The sequence below is a fragment of the Rhodococcus sp. KRD197 genome, from assembly GCF_017168235.1.
Classification (GTDB): Bacteria; Actinomycetota; Actinomycetes; order Mycobacteriales; family Mycobacteriaceae; genus Rhodococcoides.
On sequence record NZ_JABFAO010000004.1, the window covers coordinates 877,598 to 898,112 of the forward strand.

Here is a 20,515-nt window from a genome sequence, read left to right on the forward strand (position 1 = left end):
CCAGCGCGACCGATGTGACAGAATGGACGCCAGTTACAGTTTGATTGTTCCGGCTAGTGCGGAATGGGATAAAACTGAATGCTTGCTCTACCGCCTCAAGACGCGTGAAGGGATCCTTCCATGCCGCTGACTCCAGCCGATGTGCACAATGTCGCGTTCAGCAAGCCGCCTATCGGTAAGCGTGGCTACAACGAAGACGAGGTAGATGCTTTCCTCGACCTCGTCGAGCAAGAGTTGTCGCGACTCATCGAAGAGAACGCCGACCTGCGCCAGCGCGTGGGAGAGCTCGACCAGGAACTGGCTGATGCCAAGAGTTCCAGGGGCAGCGCAGCGCAGTCCGCGCCAGTCCAGTCGAAGGCCCCCGAGCCTGCGCGTCCCGTCGAGCCACCGAAGCCTGCTCCCGTGGTCGCCCCTGCCGCAGCTCCGGTTGCCGCGGCACAGAGTGGCGACTCCAACATGCAGGCTGCGAAGATCCTCGGCCTCGCCCAGGAAATGGCCGACCGCCTCACCAGCGACGCCAAGACTGAGTCCGAGCAGTTGCTCGGAAATGCGCGCACCAACGCGGAGCGTCTGGTCACGGATGCTCGGACGCGCTCCGAAGCGATGGTCTCCGACGCCCGTCAGAAGTCCGAGTCGCTCGTCACGGACGCGCAGACACGTTCCGAGACGCAGCTGCGCCAGGCCAAGGAAAAGGCAGATGCCCTGCAGGCCGATGCCGAGCGCAAGCACACCGAAATCATGGCGACGATCAACGAGCAGCGTTCGGTCCTCGAGGGTCGCATCGAGCAGCTCAAGACGTTCGAGCGCGAGTACCGTGTTCGGCTCAAGTCCTACCTGGAGTCGCAGCTCGAGGAGCTCGAGAACCGTTCGTCGGCCCTCCCGGTGGACAATGGTTCCGACAGCTTCAACCAGGACAATCAGTCGTCCGGATACAGCCAGTCCTATGCCAAGGGAAACAACTGACTCTCGTCTGTTCCTGGCTCGGCGCGTGACGGCCCGTCCTGGATCCGACGACAGCCGTGAGGCTCGTCCGGAGCGAGGAATGCTGTGCTGGTTCTGACCTTGTGTGCGGCCGCAATCGGCTTTGCGTTGCTGGTGGTCGCGTTGACTACCGGGTCCGTAGTATGGGCGTGGGCATGTATCGCGGTCTGTATCGTCGGCGCTGTCCTGTTACTGGTCGGTGCACTCACCGGGCGTAACAACCCTCCTGAGCAATAGAACGGGTGGGCGCGTCGTACTATCGACGCAAAGAGCTTTTCAGGCGTTGATCCGGCCATCACCGGGGAGTCTTCGGAAGAACGGCCCCATTTCTGCGGGGCTCAGTAGAACCGAACGGGTCGGCCCGTCACAGCCTGTGCGAGTGGCGGCAGGTTCATCGATCGATGAACCTGCCGCAAACGGGGTGGTACCGCGGTACTGACGTCCCACACGTCGGTCATCGTCCCCGTGCCGAACGACATCGCCGATTCGCATGCGGATCGGACGGCACGGAAGCGAGCATCATGTCCCAACAAGACGCACAGTCCCAGGCCGGCGCCCAGCTCCAGGAGACTGCGGCTTTTCCCGTCGGAGACCGATACCCACGTGTCGACATCTCGGGCACCAAGGCCGGCAGCGTGTCGTTCCCCGAGTTGGAGCAGAAAGTGCTTCGAGCGTGGGCGGACGACGAGACGTTCCAAGCGAGTATCGACAACCGCGCTGATGCCGAGGAGTTTGTCTTCTACGACGGTCCGCCTTTCGCCAACGGCCTCCCGCACTACGGTCACTTGCTGACCGGATACGTCAAGGACCTCATCCCGCGGTTTCAGACCATGCGCGGCAAGAAGGTCGAACGGCGGTTCGGGTGGGACTGCCATGGTTTGCCTGCCGAACTCGAAGCGGAGAAGCAGCTCGGCATCAAGGACAAGTCCGAGATCGACGAGATGGGCCTCGCCAAGTTCAATGCCTACTGCAAGCAATCCGTGTTGCAGTACACGGACGAATGGCGCGACTACGTCACCCGTCAGGCCCGGTGGGTCGATTTCGACAACGACTACAAGACTCTCGACGTCGACTTCATGGAGTCCGTCATGTGGGCCTTCAAGTCGTTGTACGACAAGGGTCTGATCTACCAGGGCTACCGGGTTCTTCCGTACAGCTGGTACGAGCAAACGCCGCTTTCCAACCAGGAGACACGTCTCGACGACGCGTACAAGATGCGTCAGGATCCTGCCGTCACCGTCACGATGCCGCTGTCTGCGCCGGGATCGCCGCTCGATGGTGCATCGGCGCTCATCTGGACCACCACTCCCTGGACTCTCCCATCGAACCTGGCAATCGCGGTTCACCCCGAGATCCGCTACCTCCAGGTGCGCGGAAGCGACGGCGAACGTTACGTCTTAGCTGCTGAGCGGCTCGCGCACTACGCGCGCGAGCTCGGTGAGGAACCGGAGCTGCTGTCCGAGCACACCGGTGCCGAGCTCGTCGGCCTCACGTACACACCTCCGTTCGACTTCTTTCTCGGTCACGAAAATGCCCACCGGGTCCTCCAAGCCGACTACGTCACCACCGATTCCGGAACCGGGATCGTGCACCTCGCGCCGGCGTTCGGCGAGGAGGACATGGACGTGGCAACGGCGCACGGCATCGAGGTGGTACAGCCGCTCGATCCGGGCGGGAAGTTCACTTCTCTGGTGCCGCCGTACGAGGGCTTGATGGTCTTCGACGCCAATCCCGTCATCATCAAGGACTTGAAGGCGGCGGGTCGACTGCTGCGTCACGAGACCATCGAGCACTCGTATCCGCACAGCTGGCGGAGCGGTGAGCCGCTGATCTACATGGCTGTGCCCTCGTGGTTCGTTGCTGTCACGAAGTTCCGCGACCGGATGGTGGAACTCAACCAGGAGATCACCTGGGTTCCCGAGCACATCAAGGACGGACAGTTCGGCAAGTGGCTCGAAGGTGCGCGTGACTGGAATATCAGTCGAAACCGATACTGGGGCAGCCCGATCCCGGTGTGGGTATCCGATGATCCCGAGTACCCGCGACTCGACGTGTACGGCAGCCTCGACGAACTCGAACGCGACTTCGGTGTGCGCCCGGATGACCTGCATCGCCCGTACATCGACGATCTGACCCGGCCCAACCCGGACGATCCGACCGGCAAGTCGACGATGCGGCGCGTACCCGAGGTTCTCGACTGCTGGTTCGAGTCCGGGTCCATGCCGTATGCCCAGGTGCATTTCCCGTTCGAGAACGAAGAATGGTTCAACGGGGCGAGTGAAGCGACGGGGGATCGACACGGTCACAATCCGGGCGATTTCATCGTCGAGTACAACGGTCAGACGCGCGGTTGGTTCTACACGCTGCACGTGCTGGCGACTGCGCTGTTCGACCGTCCCGCGTTCAAGACGGTTGCCGCGCACGGCATCGTGCTGGGCGAAGACGGCCAGAAGATGAGCAAGTCCAAGGGCAACTACCCGGATGTGAAGGAGGTGTTCGACCGAGACGGCAGTGATGCGATGCGCTGGTTCCTCATGTCCTCGCCGATTCTTCGCGGCGGAAACCTCATCGTGACCGAGCAGGGTATCCGTGAGGGCGTGCGTCAGGCGTTGTTGCCCATCTGGAACGCCTGGAGCTTTCTGCAGCTCTACGCCGGCAAACCGGGGCAGTGGCGAACCGACTCGCCGAACGTGCTCGACCGGTACGTGCTTGCCAAGCTTGCTGCAACTCGCGACGCCATCACCGAGGCGCTCGAGAAGACCGACATCGCCGGCGCGTGCGACGAGCTGCGGACGTTCTGTGACGCGCTCACCAATTGGTATGTCCGACGGTCTCGTTCGCGGTTCTGGGCCGAGGACGCCGACGCCATCGACACTCTGCACACGGTGCTCGAAGTGCTGACCCGCATCTCCGCTCCGATGCTGCCACTGGTCAGCGAAGTGGTCTGGCGCGGCTTGACCGGCGGACGATCGGTGCATCTGACGGATTGGCCGTCGAGCACGGATCTGCCGTCGGATCCCGAACTCGTCAGTGCGATGGATGAGGTGCGGACGGTGTGCTCGACGGTGCTGGGTCTGCGCAAGGCGCAGAACCTTCGAGTGCGACTGCCGTTGCCCGAGGTCACCGTCGCCGCGGAGGACGCGGAACGTCTGCGTCCGTACGCCGACATCATCGCGGACGAGGTCAACGTCAAGAAGGTCGATCTCACCGAGGATGTAGCGGTTCACGGGAAGTTCGAGCTCGTCGTCAACGCTCGTGCTGCCGGTCCTCGAATCGGCAAGGACGTGCAGAAGGTGATCAAGGCAGTCAAGGCGGGTGACTGGAACGAGGATGCGGCGGGCGTCGTCCACGCTGCGGGCATCGAATTGCTGCCCGCCGAGTACACCCGCAAACTTGTTGCGGCCGAGCCTGATTCGACTGCTGCGTTGCCCGGAAATGCAGGACTGGTGGTGCTCGATTCGCGGGTCACCGAGGAGCTGGAAGCCGAAGGGTGGGCGAAGGACCGTATCCGCGAGCTGCAGGACGCCCGCCGGAGCATGGGCCTGGACGTGTCCGACCGGATCGACATCGTCATCGAGGTGCCCGAGAACCGTCGGACGTGGCTCGACACCCATCGTGGCCTCATTTCGGGCGAAGTTCTCGCCCTGACTCTGGTCGATGGTGATGTCACCGAGGGCGGCGTTGCCGGTTCCGGTGCGCTGGACCTGGGGGAGGGTGTGCGCGCTCGGATCACGCGGGCGAAGTGACGTTGCGCCGGCCGCTGGAGGAGACCGTCCGCGAGCTTCTCTCGGAGGCTCGCGACGGAGTCGTGCCGATCGTCCCGGTCGGTGAACCCGTGTTGCGGACGCCGGCGGTCGGGCGCGTCGATCAGCTCGAACAGCGCACTCTGGAACGACTCGTCGAGGTGATGCGCGCGACGATGCACGACGCGCCCGGCGTCGGATTGGCCGCCCCTCAGATCGGAATCTCGTTGCGGCTGGCGGTGATCGAGGATACGTACGAGGTGGCCGAGGAAGTAGCGCGCGAACGTGAGCGCACTCCGCTGCCGTTTCGGGTCTTGGTCGATCCGCAGTACACCCACATCGGTGCAGGGCGCCGATCCTTCTACGAGGGATGTCTCAGCGTTCCCGGGTACCAGGCGGTGGTCTCGCGCAGCGCAGTCGTCCGGCTGCGCTGCCAGGACCTCGACGGTGGTCGAATCGACGAGACCGTCGAGGGTTGGCCGGCGCGCATCGTCGCGCACGAAACCGATCACCTGGACGGCACGCTGTATATCGACAGGGCCGAGGTGAGGTCGCTGGCCGCCAACGACGTCTACACGGAGATGTGGGCGGACCCGTCGCCGCGCCGGGCCGCCGAAGTGCTCGACTTCCACCTCGACCCGGCCGAGAACGACACCGGTACCGCATGATCGCGGCGAAGAGTATTTTTCGATCGTGACCGAATCCCGCAGTAGGCGATGGGTGCTGCACCTCGACATGGACGCGTTCTTCGCGTCAGTGGAGCAGTTGACCCGTCCCACACTGAGGGGACGGCCGGTGTTGGTGGGTGGCGCCGGGGGCCGCGGTGTCGTCGCCGGATGCAGCTACGAGGCGCGGGTGTTCGGCGCGCGCTCGGCGATGCCTATGCATCAGGCGCGCAGGCTGGTGGGCGCCTCGGCTGTGGTGCTCCCGCCGCGGGGTGTCCTCTATCAAGCGCTCAGTCGTCGAGTGTTCGAGGGCCTGCGCGGCAGGATGCCTGTACTCGAACAGTTGTCCATGGACGAGGCATTCGGGGAGCCACCGGAACTGGTCGGTGCCACGGCGTTCGAGGTCGCCGAATTCTGCGAGATGCTTCGCAACCTGGTTCAGGAGCAGACCGGGCTCGTCGCTTCCATCGGCGCGGGTTCCGGTAAGCAGATCGCGAAGATTGCCTCCGGTCTCGCGAAACCCGCCGGTGTCACGGTGGTCACGCCCGAGGAACAAACGGAGCTGATGGCAGCCCTGCCAGTCCGCAAACTGTGGGGTATCGGACCCGTAGCCGAGGACAAGTTGCGCCGACTCGGAATCGACACGATCGGCAAATTCGTCGCGACACCGGAGTCCGAAGCGGCGTCGATTCTGGGCGCTACCGTGGGGCCGAGTCTGCACAAGCTGGCGCGGGGGATCGACGATCGAGCCGTCGCCGAGCGAGGCGAGGCCAAACAGGTCAGTGCGGAAACGACATTTGCGCACGACATCGTCACACTTGCTCAGTTGCGCACCGCCGTCGACAGAAGCGCCGAGGCTGCGCACGAGCGGTTGCGCAAGGACGGACGCGGTGCGCGAACGATCGTGTTGAAACTTCGGAAATCGGACATGAGCGTCATCACGCGTTCTCTCACCCTTCCCTACGCAACCGTCGACCTGCAGACGATCGTTGCGACGGCTCAGCGTCAAGTGCTCGATCCGGTCGAGCTGGGACCCGTTCGCCTCGTAGGAGTCGGTTTGGCCGGGTTATCGGCGGTGCGGCAGGGATCGTTGTTTCCGGAACTCGAGTACGACACTCCAGAATCGGTTGGGGAGGCTGCCGCGGTGGGGGAGGCTGGCGCGACGCCGGCGCTCGAACTCGATCGTGCGGGCAGCTCGGGCAGCTTGGTCGGTGAGGGCGGATCGAGGTGGCACCCGGGCATGGATGTACGGCATCCTGAATATGGATATGGATGGATTCAGGGGGCAGGACACTCCGTGGTGACAGTTCGCTTCGAGACTCGGTCCTCTGGGCCAGGGCGGGCACGGACCTTTGCGGAGGGGGACGACGTGCTGGTCGTGGCGGATGCGCTCGGTAGTTTGGAGTAACTCGTTCTTACCGCCGAGTAGGGTTGGTGCTTCACGCCCGCGTTCTCGGGTGGCATAGTGGAGCGGCCCGTGACGAACGAGTCTCAGACGATCTCCGTTGTCACCTGTGACCGAGTAGAACCGATGAAGGGACAGAGCAGTTGAAGCTTCGTAACACCCGAAAGACCATGGTTGCCGGCGTCGCTATTGCCGCAGCACTGACGATGACCGCCTGTGGATCGGACGAGGGCGACAACGATGCCGACGCCACGACGACGGCAGCGGCACCGACTTCGGAAGCTGCTCCGGTCGAGCCCTCGGGCGACTACCCGCCGGTGCCCACCGCAGAAGCACTCAACGAAGAACTGATGCGCGGACTCGACCCGGCCGTTCCGGTCGAGGAGAAGGCACTGCTGATTCAGGGTGCCGAAGAGGATCCTGAGCTGATCAACCAGGTTGCTGCCGCGGCGGTCCAGAACGGTGCTCAGATCGAGATCACCAGTGTCGACGATCTTGGTGACGGCACTCTGAACGCCGGTGCGACCTTGACCATCAACGGTCAGGCCAACCCGGGCAGCTTCACTTTCGTTGCCGAGGACGGCGTATGGAAGTTGTCGCGAGAGAACGCTTGTGGTCTGGTTCAGGTCGCAGGGCTGACCTCGCCCGCATGCCCGCCTGCTGCCTAGTCTCCACACACTGATGCCGGTGTGTTCGCCCACTCGAGGCGAGCACACCGGCATTGTGCTGTGACGGTCATTGTGCTGTGACGGGCTGGGTCAGACGCCGGTGTTCGCGCCGCGGATCTTTTCGGCCGCGGTCTTCGCCAGGTCTGTGACGGCCGCGGGATCGGCGCCTTCCTGGCTGGTTACGACCAACTGCATCACCGTGCGGTCCACCACGGCCACCACTGCCTCGGAGACGAGGCTGAATCCCTCGCTCGTCGTGGTGAGCCGAACCGACGCGGACGCGTCGCCGATCGTTTCCTGATCTCGGGGTTCGAGTCGGTAGTCGACGGCGAAACCGTCGGCGTCGGTACCGGTGTAGGTGGCGCACCCGGCGAACGTCTCTTGCACGGCGCCGAACACCTGAGCGGCTTCGTCGTCGAGATAACTGGCGGCGTCCTCGTCGATCGAGGAGAAGTTCGGCCCGGAGTAGCGGACCACGGCATCGGAGGATGCATCCGCACGCTGTTCGGAGATCGGTGCGAGCACGTTCGCGCACTCGTCGGGATCGGTGCCGGATCGGTCCGGTGAGTCGTAATCGGGTGCCGGATCGAGCCCGAGATCGCGGACCGGATCGGGAATCGCTGCATACCCGGCGGGGAGCTCCTGTGCCGCCAGCATCGACGACTCGAGCACTATCGGATCGGTGATAGTCGATCCCAGCAGTGGGTCCGGCGCGACACTCTGCGGGCCGAATCCACCTCCGGCCGGTACGGACGTGTCGGCGTCCGGAGCTTCGCTTTCGGGAGACCCACAGGCGACCAGACCGGCGACCGCGACCGCAGAGGCGAACGCAGAGACAAACGATGGGGCGAACGCACGTGCGCGCCTCACGGGGTGCTCCACCGGAGTGTGTCGCTGATGTCCTGCCGCAACACCGTTGTCCCCTCGGGGTCGCTGTACTGCTGCTCACCTGCGACGGTGACTTCGCCGGACACAGGTAGCGATCGACCCAGGTCGAACTCGAGCGTGCCGGAACCGGACATCGTGTATGTATCGATCGCCAATTGGCCAGCATCGTCGGGCAGTTCCAGCGTCGCCGACTCGGGCGTCTGATCGATGCGCAGATCGATGGTCAGGCGGTCGCCGTCTCGCTCTCGTAGCGTGGCCGTAGTTGTCTGATTGAGCGTCAACCCGCTGACGACCTGCTGCTCTGTGGTCCAGACAGCGCCCACTCCGACGTCCTCGGACGGGAAAGAGATCGAACGGTACACGGCTTGATTGAGCGCCTGTTCTATCGCGGCCCGGGCAGCATCCTCGGCGTCGGCATTCGGCGAGATACTCAGGGCGGTGACGGCGCCGGTGTCGGTGACCGTCAGCCCCGCTTCGGATCCTTCGGCGACGGCAAGGGCCTCGGTCAGCCGCTGGTCCGCGGAAGTAGGTGTCCCGATGCGGAGTCTTATCTCACCGCCCGCGTCGGACTCCGGTGCCTGGGCGGTCAACGGCAGCGTGATTTCAGGGGTGGAGAAGTCCTGTGCCGCCTGGTCGTCGATCTGCTGGGAGACAGTCGAGCTCGTCGTCAACACCACCGACTGCTCCCCGGCCGGCTCGTAGGTCAGGGAACTGCGAGGTTCTGCTCCAGGGTCGACCAACTCGATCGTCACCGGGGTGACCGGAAGGGATATCGCCGACGGTGACGCGGACACGTCGGTGTCCGTCGGTGCATCGTCCTCGGCGGTACCGCACCCTGCCAGCAGTAGAGCCGCGGCCGTGGCGGCGGCAAGCGCACGCAGACGCTGTGTCGAAGTTTCGGAAATCGAGATCACGGCCACCAGGCTACGTATGCCGCTCTCGCCGCGAACACACGCGATGCCGGCCGCCGGAGGTCCTGTTGGCGGCGCCATCGCGAGGATGCGACATGATAGAGGTGTGAGTGATGACCGCCCGACCGATTCGACCAGCCATGAAACCGATGAACCAAGCCTGGATTCTGCCCTGAACTCCGGTGACGAATCAGCGACTCCTATCGAAACGCCGCCGGACGGTAGCGAGCCCGCCGCGGCTTCTGTGGCTACCGCGGCGCCGAAGCCGCTCAGAACTTCCATGCTGGTGACGATTGCCTTCGTCGTACTCGCGTTGGACCTGGTCACCAAGATCGCGGCAGTGCGGTGGATTCAACCGGGCAATCCCGTCGAGATCATCGGCGATGTCGTCACTCTTCGATTGGTGCGCAACCCCGGGGCCGCGTTCTCGATGGCAACCGGGATGACGTGGCTTCTCACCATCGTCGCGGTGTGCGTGGTCATCGCTGTCATTCGGATCGGGCGGACACTGCGTTCGCCGCTGTGGGCCCTCGGCCTCGGACTCGTTCTCGGTGGCGCGCTGGGCAACTTGATCGATCGTTTCTTCCGCGCGCCTGGTCCGCTGCAAGGTCACGTCGTCGACTTCGTTTCGGTGGGGTGGTGGCCGGTGTTCAACGTCGCCGACTCGTCGATCGTGTGTGGTGCCATCATGCTCGTGGTGCTGACGCTCTTCGGGTTCGAACCCAACGGCGAGCGTGTGCGGTCCACCAAGGACGATGCCGATACGAAGTCGGCGGGTCGAGAATGAGGGAATCGCGATCGATGCCGGTGCCGGACGGCCTCGACGGCATGAGAGTGGATGCGGGAGTGTCGCGGCTTCTCGGTCTCTCGCGGACCGTCGCGGCGACGCTGGCAGAGGAAGGCTCGGTGCACGTCGACGGCTCGGCTGTAGGCAAGTCCGATCGATTGTCGGCGGCAACCTGGCTCGAGGTGCAACTGCCCGAACCAGCACGCGAACTGAGCATCGAAGCCGAACCCGTCGAGGGCATGGAGATTCTCTACGCGGACGACGACATCGTTGCTGTGGACAAGCCCGTCGGTGTCGCGGCACACGCCAGCGTCGGATGGACCGGCCCAACCGTCATCGGGGGCCTGGCTGCAGCGGGTTTCCGCATCTCGACTTCGGGTGCACACGAGCGTCAGGGGATCGTGCATCGCCTGGATGTGGGTACGTCCGGGGTGATGGTCGTCGCGACCTCCGAGCGTGCGTACACGTTGCTCAAGCGAGCGTTCAAGCAGCGGACGATCGAGAAGCGCTATCACGCTCTCGTACAGGGGCACCCGGATCCGAGTAGCGGAACCATCGATGCGCCCATCGCTCGGCACGGCAGCAACGACTGGAAGTTCGCGGTGCGCGCAGATGGCAAGGAGAGTGTCACTCACTACGACACCATCGAGGCTTTTCAGGCGGCGAGCCTGCTGGATGTGCACCTCGAGACCGGACGTACGCACCAGATCCGCGTGCACTTTTCGGCGTTGCGGCATCCGTGCTGCGGTGATCTGACGTACGGGGCGGATCCGCGTCTTGCGGAAAGGCTCGGCCTCGAACGACAGTGGTTGCACGCGAAATCGCTGGCATTCGCACACCCGTCCGATGGCCGGTGGGTGGAAATCGAAAGCAAGTACCCCGCGGATCTGGAGCACGCGCTCGAGGTACTCCGGAAGGCGTGATGCGCAGCAGGGGAGTCTCCGGTGCGCTCGGCGGCGTGGTTGCCGCTGCTGCCGTGATCGGGGCACTCGCCGTGATCGGGCACCTGAATCCGGTGCGGCAATTGGGTGTGAGCACCGACCGGCTCGGCCCGGACAGCGGTGAGCCGGTGGCCGACTACCTGGCCCGCGCCGAGGAGAGTCGCGATACCGACAGCACCGAACCTCGATGGGGCTCGGTGTCGTTCGATCGCGAACTCACTGCCGAACAGGCCTATGCCGTCGCCGACGGGATTCGCATCTCGCAGGTGTTGGTGCGTGTTCCGCTCGATCGTGTGCAGACTCCGATACTCACCGTCGGAGTGTCGGGCAGCGCACGGTCGGTACTGAATTCGACCGTGCGTGCAGCGAGCCAGGTGCAGGAATCGTTCGGGGTGGGGGACCGGGAGGCGCAGATCGCCGCGGTGTCGCAGCAACGTCTGCTCGACGGGTGCGCGTGCGTGGTGACGGTGGTGGTGCGCGGGACTGCGGCCGAGTTGACCGAGGTGGCCGACCGGGCTGACGTGCGGGCGGTGCAGGCGCTTCCACCGGATGTAGTGTCCGGAAAATTTGCGGTGGAGCCGCTCCTCCCGGAGTACGTCGATGTCGTCGCGCCGCTACCCGACGACGGCGACGTTCCCTCGCGCTGAGAATGCTGCACAGTTCCGGTGGCACCGGGGCCCGCCGGAGTGCATAGTTGCTGCAGTTCATCGGCTGCCGGAGGGGCACGTGAAGAGAATCGGTGCGGTAGTGGTTCTGCTGATACTCTCCGCCGCCGGTCTACTGTGGCCCGTGATCGTGGCGTCGATACCCGCGTCGTCGTCGGCAGCGTCCGATCCGGTGTCGATCGTCGACTACTCCGCGCGCTACGACATTCAGGTCGACGGGCATCTGAGCGCCGTGGAGACCATCACCGCGCAGTTTCCTTCGGGTAGGCACGGCATCTTCAGATACTGGGACGTCACGAACCCGACCGACAGTGGTGCTCGGCAGATCCCCACCGTGTCGTCGGTCACGCTGGACGGCCGCGACGTTCCGGTCGAGTACAGCACGGAGTCTGCCGAACGCTATGTCGTAGCAAAGATCGGAGACCCGAATTCCTATGTTTCGCAGGGTGTTCACGTGTACGAGATCTCGTACACCGTCGAAGGGGTCATCGATCCTCCTTCGGCCGGTGCAGGTGAATTTGCCACCGTGGTCGGTGACGCTTCGGCCTCGGCGCAGTCGGTCTTCTACTGGAACGTCGTCGCCCCGGGCTGGGAGATGCCGATTCGGCAGGCGAACGTAGTCGTGACACTTCCCGCTCCGTCCGGTCGGGTCGAATGTTCGGCGGACGACCGGAACGCACAGCCCTGCGCGGTCGGTGGAGAGGGCACCGATGTGGTGACGATTGCGGCGTCGGACCTCGATCCCCGACAGCCGGTCACCGTACGAATCGGGATGAATCTCCCCGCACCTGCGCGCGACACCCTGCCTTGGTCGTCGTCGTTCGACAAGGTTCTGGGCCGCTCGCCCGCGGTCGCCACCCTGGTCGGGCTGCTCGGCCTCATCGGCCTGGCTGCCGGGTGGGTGTGGGCGCGAGCTGCGCACGAGCCGGAACCTGGGTTCCCGGTGATGTACGCGCCGCCGGAGGGGATCGGACCGGTACAGGCGAACTGGATCCACAGCGAGAGCTTCGGGTCGACAACGCTGTCGAGTTCGTTCTTGCACATGGCCCAGCAGGGGGTCGTCACGCTCCGACAGCAGGGCACCGAGGATTGGCGGATAGTCGGCAACGACGACGGCCCTGGCTGGAGCCGCATGGATCGTGTCACCGTGGCACTGGGAGCCTGCCTCGGTGTCACGCGCCGCGGCGCTGGGTTCTCGGCCGACGGTTCGGTGTCGGCTGGCAAGACACTGAGTTCCGCCAAGGCGCTGACCGAGGCCGAGTGCAAGGCGTGGGGCCGCGACGAACACCTGGTCGTGTCCTCGAAGTTCGAGTACCTCGGGGCCTGCCTCGTCGTTCTGGCCTTCGTACTCGCGATCGTCGGCTTCGTCGGATGGCTGGCACCGACGATGGCGGGAGTGCCGTTCGCGGCGTTCGTCATCGGCGGACGAGCGCTCACGCGTCCGGGAACCGGAACGCGCAGGACGGCACGCGGACGCGAAGTATGGTCCCGTGCAGGCGGATTCCGCCGCCTGCTGTCCACCCCGTCCAGCGTCGACAGGTTCGACTTCTCGGCGCGTGCGGACATGTACACCGCGTTCGTCCCCTATGCCGTCGGCTTCGGGGTCGCGGAGCAATGGGCGAAGAAGTTCCGCGACGCGACGGGCACCGAGCCGCCGACGCCGACGTGGTATCCGGTCACCGCGGGAACCTCGCACGGCTTCCTCGGATCGGGGACCTCGTTCGACAGTTTCGACTCGGCGTTGTCGTCGTCGATCAGCTCCTACGGTTCCTGGTGACACGGCAACGATCTCCAGTGAAAGGTGGGTAACTCCATGGTGTTGGCAACAGTGATGGTTCTCGCGGTGGTGGCGGTGGTGATTTTCGCGGTCGGCGCGCTGTTCGTCGTCGGCTTCAACAAGCTCAGATCTGCTGATGTATCCGCTCAGGAAGCGCTCGGCGGCATCGATGTGCAGCTCACGCGTCGAGCAGACCTGATCCCGAATCTGGTGACGACCGTGAAGGGATATGCCGCCCACGAGAAATCTGTTCTCGAGGCGGTGACGGCAGCGCGAACGAGCGTGTCGAAGGCCACGGCATCGGGCACGGTCGGGGAGAAGGCCGCCGCCGATGCGCAGCTGGACAAGGCCGTGATCGACGTCCTCGCGGTGGCCGAGAACTATCCGGATCTGAAGGCGTCCGCCAATTTCCTCGATCTACAGCGGCAACTGGCGGACACCGAGAACCAACTCTCCTTCGCCCGCCAGTACTACAACGATGCGGTCGCGACGCTGAACAAGCTCGTCGTGACGATCCCGTGGCTACTGTTCGCCGGCATCGCGGGGGTGCGCGAGCGGGAGTTTTACCGAGCGCCGTCCGATCAGCAGCAGGGACCGCCGCCGATTTCGTTCTGAAGCAGAGGATCGGTCTCTTCCGTCACACCTGTCACGTCCTCCCAGGACACACCGTCAGCGTGAAAATTCTGTCGGTCGGACCGCTTACAGTGGGTACGTTCGCGGCTCGTATTTCGACAACGCACGACCTTCAGGAGAGAACCTTCGTGGCCGACTCGTTCGTTCATCTGCACAACCACACCGAGTACTCGATGCTCGACGGGGCCGCCAAGATCGCGCCTATGTTCGCAGAGGCCGCGCGCCTCGAGATGACGGCAGTCGGAATGACCGACCACGGCAACATGTACGGCGCCAGCGAGTTCTACAACGAGGCCAAGAAGGCCGGAATCAAACCGATCATCGGTATCGAGGCGTACATCGCTCCCGAGTCGCGATTCAACAAGAAGCGTGTGTTGTGGGGCGATCGCAGCCAGAAGTCGGACGACGTGTCCGGTAGTGGCGCGTACACGCACATGACGATGGTCGCCGAGAACGCAACCGGAGTACGGAACCTCTTCAAGCTGTCCTCGCTGGCCTCGATCGAGGGTCAGCTGGGCAAGTGGGCGCGCATGGACGAGGAGATCATCGCGAAGCACGCCGAAGGGATCATCGCGACCACCGGGTGCCCGTCGGGTGAGGTACAGACGCGGCTGCGTCTCGGCCAGGATCGGGAGGCCCTCGAAGCGGCAGCCAAGTGGCAGGAGATCTGGGGCCCGGAGAACTTCTTCCTCGAACTGATGGACCACGGACTGTCGATCGAGCGGCGCGTGCGCGAAGGGCTGATCGACATCGGCAAGAAGCTGTCGATCCCGCCTCTAGCCACGAACGACTGCCACTATGTCACCAAGGATGCAGCGGAAAACCACGAAGCGCTGCTCTGCATTCAGACCGGCAAGACCCTGAGTGACCCGACCCGGTTCAAATTCGACGGCGACGGCTACTACCTCAAGTCCGCAGCAGAGATGCGGGCGCTGTGGGATGACGAGGTGCCCGGCGCGTGCGACAGCACGCTGCTCATCGCCGAGCGTGTCCAGCCGTACGACGACGTGTGGGCGCACCGCGATCGCATGCCCGTCTTCCCTGTCCCTGAAGGTGACACCCAGGGTTCTTTCCTGACCAAAGAGGTCGACCGCGGCCTCGAATGGCGATTCCCCGACGGTGTTCCACAGGAATACCGTGATCGCGCCAAGTATGAGATCTCCGTCATTCTCGAGATGGGTTTCCCCGCGTACTTCCTCGTCGTCGGCGACCTCATCGCGTACGCACGTTCGGTCGGTATCCGCGTCGGACCGGGTCGTGGATCGGCGGCAGGCTCACTCGTCGCGTACGCGATGGGTATCACCAACATCGACCCGCTTCCGCACGGCCTGCTCTTCGAGCGATTTCTCAACCCCGAGCGTGTGTCTATGCCCGATATCGATATCGACTTCGATGATCGTCGCCGCGGCGAGATGGTGCGGTACGCCACCGAGAAGTGGGGCAGCGATCGCGTCGCGCAGGTCATCACGTTCGGCACCATCAAGACCAAGGCTGCGATCAAGGACTCGGCGCGAGTCCAGTTCGGGCAGCCGGGATTCGCGATCGCCGACCAGATCACCAAGGCTCTGCCGCCGCCGATCATGGCCAAGGACATCTCGGTGGCCGGGATCACCGATCCGGCCAACGAGCGGTACAAGGAAGCGACCGAGGTCCGAGCGCTCATCGACTCGAACCCCGACGTCGCCACCATCTACAAGACCGCGCGCGGACTCGAGGGCCTCATCCGCAACGCCGGCGTGCACGCCTGCGCGGTCATCATGTCCTCGGAGCCGCTGACCGACGCCATTCCGGTGTGGAAGCGCGCCCAGGACGGCGCGATCATCACCGGCTGGGACTACCCGTCGTGCGAGGCCATCGGCCTGCTCAAGATGGACTTCCTCGGTCTGCGCAACCTGACGGTCATCGGTGACGCGATCGACAACATCAAGAGCAACCGGGGGATCGAGGTCGATCTCGACACTCTCGGTCTCGACGATCCAGCGACGTACGAATTGCTGGCGCGTGGTGACACGCTCGGTGTGTTCCAGCTCGACGGCAGCGCTATGCGAGACCTGCTGCGCAGGATGCAACCCACAGGCTTCGAGGACATCGTCGCCGTTCTGGCGTTGTATCGCCCGGGGCCGATGGGCATGAACGCGCACAACGACTACGCCGACCGCAAAAATGGTCGTCAAGACGTCAAGCCGATTCACCCCGAGCTCGAGGAACCGCTCGCCGAGATCCTGAAGGACACGTACGGCCTGATCGTGTATCAGGAGCAGATCATGCAGATCGCGCAGAAGGTCGCCGGATACTCGCTCGGTCAGGCCGATATCTTGCGCCGCGCCATGGGTAAGAAGAAGCTCTCGGTGCTGGAGGAGGCATACGCCGGTTTCCGCGAGGGGATGCTCGCCAACAGCTTCTCGGAACCTGCGATCAAGGCGTTGTGGGACACGATTCTCCCGTTCGCCGGTTACGCGTTCAACAAGTCGCACGCAGCTGGATACGGGTTGGTGTCCTACTGGACCGGTTACCTCAAGGCCAACTATCCCGGCGAATACATGGCGGGTCTGCTCACCAGCGTCGGCGACGACAAGGACAAGTCGGCCATCTATCTGGCCGACTGCCGCAAGCTCGGCATCACCGTTCTGCCACCGGACGTCAACGAATCCGAGCTCAACTTCGCCTCGGTCGGCAAGGACATTCGTTTCGGTCTGGGCGCGGTCCGCAACGTGGGCACCAATGTGGTGGCGTCGATCATCAGGGCACGCGAGGAGAAGTCGAAGTACACGGACTTCTCCGACTACCTGAACAAGATCGATGCGACCGCATGCAGCAAGAAGGTCACCGAGTCGCTGATCAAGTCCGGAGCGTTCGACTCGCTCGAGCATCCTCGCAAGGGCTTGATGCTCATCCACGCCGACGCGATCGACTCGGTGATGGGGACGAAGAAGGCCGAGGCGATCGGTCAGTTCGATCTCTTCGGTGGTGAGGACGCCGACGAGTCGATTTCGGCGGTGTTCAATGTCCGCGTCCCCGAAGAGGAATGGGAATCCAAGCATCGGTTGGCGCTCGAGCGCGAGATGCTCGGTCTCTACGTTTCGGGTCACCCGCTGCTCGGCGTCGAGCACATGCTCGCGGCGCAATCCGATACCAACATCCCCGCGATCCTCGAAGGTGACGTCAAGGACGGCACCCAGGTCACTATCGGCGGCATCCTTGCCTCGGTGAATCGCCGCGTCAACAAGAACGGTTTGACGTGGGCGTCGGCGCAGCTCGAGGACCTCGTCGGCGGAATCGAGGTGTTGTTCTTCCCGCAGGCTTATTCGGTGTTCGGGGCGGACGTCACCGAGGACTCCGTGGTGCTGGTGAAGGGGCGCGTGTCGGTCCGCGACGACCGAACATCACTGATCGCGAACGATCTTGCGGTTCCGGACCTGTCGGCGGTGGGCGTCGCGAAACCGCTGGCGGTCAGCCTGCCGACGCGGTTGTGCACAGCGGACAAGGTCGGTGCCCTCAAGAAGGTGCTGATGAGTCATCCGGGAACGTCGGATGTGCACCTACGGTTGGTGAGCGGTGACAAGGTCACAGCCATGAAGCTCGACGACAGCTTGCGGGTCACTCCCACCTCAGCGCTGATGGGTGACCTCAAAGCGTTGCTCGGTCCAGGCTGCCTCGCCGGCTGACGGGCTCGCGTCCGAACGGGCTCGCTTTCGAACGTCGACGCCGGGTCAGTCGCGTGAGCGGCGCTCGAGGAGAAGTAGCGACCACCAGGCGAGAACAGTCGTCGCGGCGCTGGTGAGAACCGCTATCTGCAGCGACGTCGTCAGCGCCAGTGTGCCGACGAAGATCGCAATTCCGAGTACGAGTGCCTCGACTTTGTACACGGGCCACGCGATACCCGCGATGTCGACCGTGTTCGGACGCCGATGCTGACGAGTCGATGTGCTCGGGACTACGTACGTCATCCGATCTCTCCGTTCGGCGATGCTGTCTACCCGCATCAGGGTATACGTAATGCAGGATTCGGTCCACCGAACTTTCTGCTTCCCCCTCTTTTTTCGCACTTTTTTCGCACTTTTTTCGGCATGAATGGTCCCTTGTAGCCGTCTAGCCGTTGTGATGGTCCATTCATGCGGGCGCGGGGCGGACACATGCGGGCGCGGGGCGGACACATGCGGGCGCAGGGCAGGGTTTGTCTGGCGCTGGCGGGGTACAGGAGTGTTGACTGGATGTCATGCCACTTACAGGAGAATACGAACCGAGCACGATGGATTGGGCGCGCAAGCAGGCCGAGCTTCTCGAACGTTCCGGCGGCACTGAGGGAACGACGCTCAACGGTATGCCGGTTGTCTTGATGACGACCAAGGGCAACAAGACCGGCAAGCTTCGTAAGACACCGTTGATGCGGGTCGAACACGACGGGGAGTACGCCGTGGTCGCCTCGCTGGGCGGCGCGCCGAAGCATCCGGTCTGGTACTACAACGTCAAAGCCGAACCTCTGGTGGAGCTCCAGGACGGTCCGGACAAGGCCGATTACCTTGCCCGCGAGGTAATCGGTGACGAGAAGGCAGTGTGGTGGGACCGCGCCGTAGCGGCGTATCCCGACTACGCGGACTACCAGCGCAAGACCGACCGGGAGATCCCCGTTTTCGTGCTGACCAAAGTGTGAGGAAACAATCGAGTTGAGCCCCAGAACCGTTGCAGAACAGATAGTCGCGCAGCTGATCGAAGCCGGCGTAGAACGCATCTACGGCATAGTCGGCGACAGCCTCAATCCCATCGTCGACGCGGTCCGACGCAGTGGCGGTTCGAAAGACGGGGGGATCGACTGGGTGCACGTTCGGCACGAGGAGGCAGCGGCTTTCGCGGCCTCCGCCGAGGCCCAGCTGACCGGGAAGCTGGCGGTGTGCGCGGGTTCGTGCGGCCCTGGGAATTTGCATCTGATCAACGGTCTCTACGATGCCAACCGCTCGGGAGCTCCGGTGCTGGCCATCGCCTCCCACATCCCGAGCGTGCAGATCGGGTCGAGCTTCTTCCAGGAGACGCACCCGGACCGGTTGTTCGTCGAATGTTCGGTGTACACAGAACTGATCAGTACCGCCGAGCAGTCGCCGCGCGTGATCCACTCCGCGGTGCAACACGCGGTCGGCAAGTCCGGAGTTGCAGTGGTGACGCTCCCCGGCGATATTGCGGATCAGACGGTCGCCCGGGAGGCACCCGCGTTCGTGCGCACGGGTACGCCGTCGCTCGTTCCATCGATGGCAGACGTCGAGGCGCTCGCAGTCGCCGTGAACGAGGCGAGCACGGTGGCCATTTTCGCGGGCGCGGGTGTACGTGATGCGCGGGCGGAACTACTCGAGCTGGCGGAGGTTCTGGGTGCTCCGATCGGACACTCCCTGCGCGGCAAGGAGTTCGTTCAATACGACAATCCATTCGATATCGGCATGACCGGGCTCCTGGGGTACGGCGCCGCGCACGACGGTATTCACGACGCGGATCTGCTCCTGCTCGTCGGAACCGACTTCCCGTACGACCAGTTTCTTCCGGACGACGTTCGTACTGCACAGATCGACAGTGCAGCCGAAAATCTGGGCCGCAGAACAAGTCTCGATCTGGCCGTGCACGGTGATGCCAAGGCGACGATGGCGGCACTGCTGCACCTGGTGAACCGCAAGGACGATCGCAAATTCCTGCAGAGCACGCTCGATCGTCACAACACCCTGATGACGAAGGTAGTCGGCGCATACACCAAGCCTGTCAAGCAGCGCATCCCGATCCACCCCGAATTTGCGGCCTCGATTCTCGACGACCTTGCCGCGGAGGACGCCGTTTTCACCGCGGACACCGGCATGTGCAACGTGTGGAGCGCCCGCTATCTCAACCCCAACGGACGCCGCAGGTTCCTCTCGTCGGCGCTGCACGGCTCCATGGCCAACGCGCTCCCACACGCGATCGGCGCGCAGGTTGCACTGCCGGCACGGCAGGTCGTGTCCATGTCAGGTGACGGTGGACTGTCCATGCTGATGGGTGAACTGGTGACCGTTGCCATGTATCGCCTGCCGGTCAAGATCGTCGTGTTCAACAACTCGACCCTCGGGATGGTGAAACTCGAGATGCTCGTCGAAGGATTGCCCGACTTCGGCGTCGACGTTCCCGCCACCGACTATGCCGCCGTGGCGTCGGCGCTGGGCATGTTCTCGGTGCGGATCGAGGATCCGTCGGATCTCGATTCGGGAATTCGTTCGGCACTAGAACACGACGGGCCAGCGCTGGTCGACATCGTGACCGATCCCAACGCACTGTCGTTGCCGCCCAACATCACCGGCGGGCAGATCAAGGGATTCGCGCTGGCGATGTCGCGAACGGTGATGAACGGAGGCGTCGGCGAGGCCGTGCAGATGGCGAAGTCGAACTTGCGGAACGTACCGCTGCCGTCGCAGTTCGAGCCTCGGGGATAGTCCCGAGTCGG

16 protein-coding genes are annotated in these 20,515 nt (G+C 63.9%); 13 read left to right on the plus strand and 3 right to left on the minus strand.

All coding sequences use genetic code 11. The features are described 5' to 3' along the window. Window positions 1-120: 120 nt before the first annotated feature. From J1M86_RS10425 to J1M86_RS10445, 5 genes are all read left to right on the plus strand, one after another. Complete coding sequence (locus J1M86_RS10425; protein WP_075840564.1) at window positions 121-963, plus strand: DivIVA domain-containing protein; 843 nt, start codon at window positions 121-123, stop codon at window positions 961-963. Between the two features lie 539 nt (window positions 964-1,502). Further along, a complete protein-coding gene (ileS, locus tag J1M86_RS10430; protein ID WP_206509731.1) occupies window positions 1,503-4,727 on the plus strand; it encodes an isoleucine--tRNA ligase in 3,225 nt (1,074 codons plus the stop codon). Next, on the plus strand, window positions 4,724-5,392 hold the full coding sequence (locus J1M86_RS10435) for a peptide deformylase (protein WP_206509732.1): 669 nt from the start codon (window positions 4,724-4,726) through the stop codon (window positions 5,390-5,392). The genes ileS and J1M86_RS10435 overlap by 4 nt, the downstream gene beginning before the upstream one ends. Before the next feature lie 25 nt (window positions 5,393-5,417). Continuing rightward, on the plus strand, window positions 5,418-6,797 hold the full coding sequence (locus J1M86_RS10440; RefSeq protein ID WP_307786594.1) for a DNA polymerase IV: 1,380 nt from the start codon (window positions 5,418-5,420) through the stop codon (window positions 6,795-6,797). A gap of 140 nt (window positions 6,798-6,937) precedes the next feature. After that, window positions 6,938-7,462: a hypothetical protein gene (locus tag J1M86_RS10445; protein ID WP_206509733.1), complete on the plus strand. Its 525-nt coding sequence runs from the start codon at window positions 6,938-6,940 to the stop codon at window positions 7,460-7,462. A 90-nt stretch (window positions 7,463-7,552) separates the two neighbouring features. On the opposite strand, the gene J1M86_RS10450 is transcribed toward J1M86_RS10445, so the two are convergent. Beyond that, window positions 7,553-8,332 (minus strand): sensor domain-containing protein, encoded by a 780-nt coding sequence (locus tag J1M86_RS10450; protein ID WP_206509734.1) that lies wholly within the window; start codon window positions 8,330-8,332, stop codon window positions 7,553-7,555. Then, window positions 8,329-9,264, minus strand: coding sequence for a hypothetical protein (locus J1M86_RS10455; protein ID WP_307786595.1), 936 nt, complete (start codon window positions 9,262-9,264; stop codon window positions 8,329-8,331). The genes J1M86_RS10450 and J1M86_RS10455 overlap by 4 nt, the downstream gene beginning before the upstream one ends. A gap of 277 nt (window positions 9,265-9,541) precedes the next feature. On the opposite strand from J1M86_RS10455, the gene lspA reads away from it, so the two are divergent. From lspA to dnaE, 6 genes are all read left to right on the plus strand, one after another. Beyond that, the gene (gene lspA, locus J1M86_RS10460; RefSeq protein WP_241259960.1) at window positions 9,542-10,048 is read left to right on the plus strand and encodes a signal peptidase II; all 507 of its coding nucleotides are present in this window, start codon (window positions 9,542-9,544) and stop codon (window positions 10,046-10,048) included. Continuing rightward, a complete protein-coding gene (locus J1M86_RS10465; protein ID WP_075840567.1) occupies window positions 10,045-10,971 on the plus strand; it encodes an RluA family pseudouridine synthase in 927 nt (308 codons plus the stop codon). The genes lspA and J1M86_RS10465 overlap by 4 nt, the downstream gene beginning before the upstream one ends. Further along, window positions 10,971-11,636, plus strand: coding sequence for a hypothetical protein (locus J1M86_RS10470; RefSeq protein ID WP_206509736.1), 666 nt, complete (start codon window positions 10,971-10,973; stop codon window positions 11,634-11,636). Before J1M86_RS10465 ends, J1M86_RS10470 begins: the two co-directional genes overlap by 1 nt. A 79-nt stretch (window positions 11,637-11,715) precedes the next feature. Continuing rightward, window positions 11,716-13,431: a DUF2207 domain-containing protein gene (locus J1M86_RS10475; RefSeq protein WP_206509737.1), complete on the plus strand. Its 1,716-nt coding sequence runs from the start codon at window positions 11,716-11,718 to the stop codon at window positions 13,429-13,431. A gap of 54 nt (window positions 13,432-13,485) precedes the next feature. Next, window positions 13,486-14,046 (plus strand): LemA family protein, encoded by a 561-nt coding sequence (locus J1M86_RS10480; protein ID WP_206510044.1) that lies wholly within the window; start codon window positions 13,486-13,488, stop codon window positions 14,044-14,046. A 146-nt stretch (window positions 14,047-14,192) separates the two neighbouring features. Further along, complete coding sequence (gene dnaE / locus J1M86_RS10485) at window positions 14,193-17,729, plus strand: DNA polymerase III subunit alpha (protein WP_206509738.1); 3,537 nt, start codon at window positions 14,193-14,195, stop codon at window positions 17,727-17,729. A gap of 45 nt (window positions 17,730-17,774) precedes the next feature. Here dnaE and J1M86_RS10490 read toward each other — a convergent pair whose 3' ends face one another. Then, window positions 17,775-18,011 carry a hypothetical protein gene (locus tag J1M86_RS10490; RefSeq protein ID WP_075840700.1) on the minus strand — a complete coding sequence of 79 codons (237 nt, stop codon included), beginning with the start codon at window positions 18,009-18,011 and terminating at the stop codon, window positions 17,775-17,777. Between the two features lie 269 nt (window positions 18,012-18,280). Between J1M86_RS10490 and J1M86_RS10495 the strand changes: the two genes are divergently transcribed. Both J1M86_RS10495 and J1M86_RS10500 read left to right on the plus strand, forming a co-directional pair. Then, window positions 18,281-18,715, plus strand: a complete 435-nt coding sequence (locus J1M86_RS10495) for a nitroreductase family deazaflavin-dependent oxidoreductase (RefSeq protein ID WP_075840572.1) — start codon at window positions 18,281-18,283, stop codon at window positions 18,713-18,715. A 13-nt stretch (window positions 18,716-18,728) separates the two neighbouring features. Beyond that, the gene (locus J1M86_RS10500; protein ID WP_206509739.1) at window positions 18,729-20,504 is read left to right on the plus strand and encodes a pyruvate dehydrogenase; all 1,776 of its coding nucleotides are present in this window, start codon (window positions 18,729-18,731) and stop codon (window positions 20,502-20,504) included. The last annotated feature ends 11 nt before the right edge of the window (window positions 20,505-20,515 follow it).

Excerpts from the sequence above, each read along its gene's own strand:
- J1M86_RS10470 (WP_206509736.1), top strand. The coding sequence starts at position 10,971 with ATGCGCAGCAGGGGAGTCTCCGGTGCGCTCGGCGGCGTGGTTGCCGCT.
- J1M86_RS10425 (WP_075840564.1), top strand. The coding sequence starts at position 121 with ATGCCGCTGACTCCAGCCGATGTGCACAATGTCGCGTTCAGCAAGCCG.
- lspA (WP_241259960.1), top strand. The coding sequence starts at position 9,542 with ATGCTGGTGACGATTGCCTTCGTCGTACTCGCGTTGGACCTGGTCACC.
- J1M86_RS10480 (WP_206510044.1), top strand. The coding sequence starts at position 13,486 with ATGGTTCTCGCGGTGGTGGCGGTGGTGATTTTCGCGGTCGGCGCGCTG.
- ileS (WP_206509731.1), top strand. The coding sequence starts at position 1,503 with ATGTCCCAACAAGACGCACAGTCCCAGGCCGGCGCCCAGCTCCAGGAG.
- J1M86_RS10495 (WP_075840572.1), top strand. The coding sequence starts at position 18,281 with ATGCCACTTACAGGAGAATACGAACCGAGCACGATGGATTGGGCGCGC.
- J1M86_RS10465 (WP_075840567.1), top strand. The coding sequence starts at position 10,045 with ATGAGGGAATCGCGATCGATGCCGGTGCCGGACGGCCTCGACGGCATG.
- J1M86_RS10490 (WP_075840700.1), bottom strand. The coding sequence starts at position 18,011 with ATGACGTACGTAGTCCCGAGCACATCGACTCGTCAGCATCGGCGTCCG.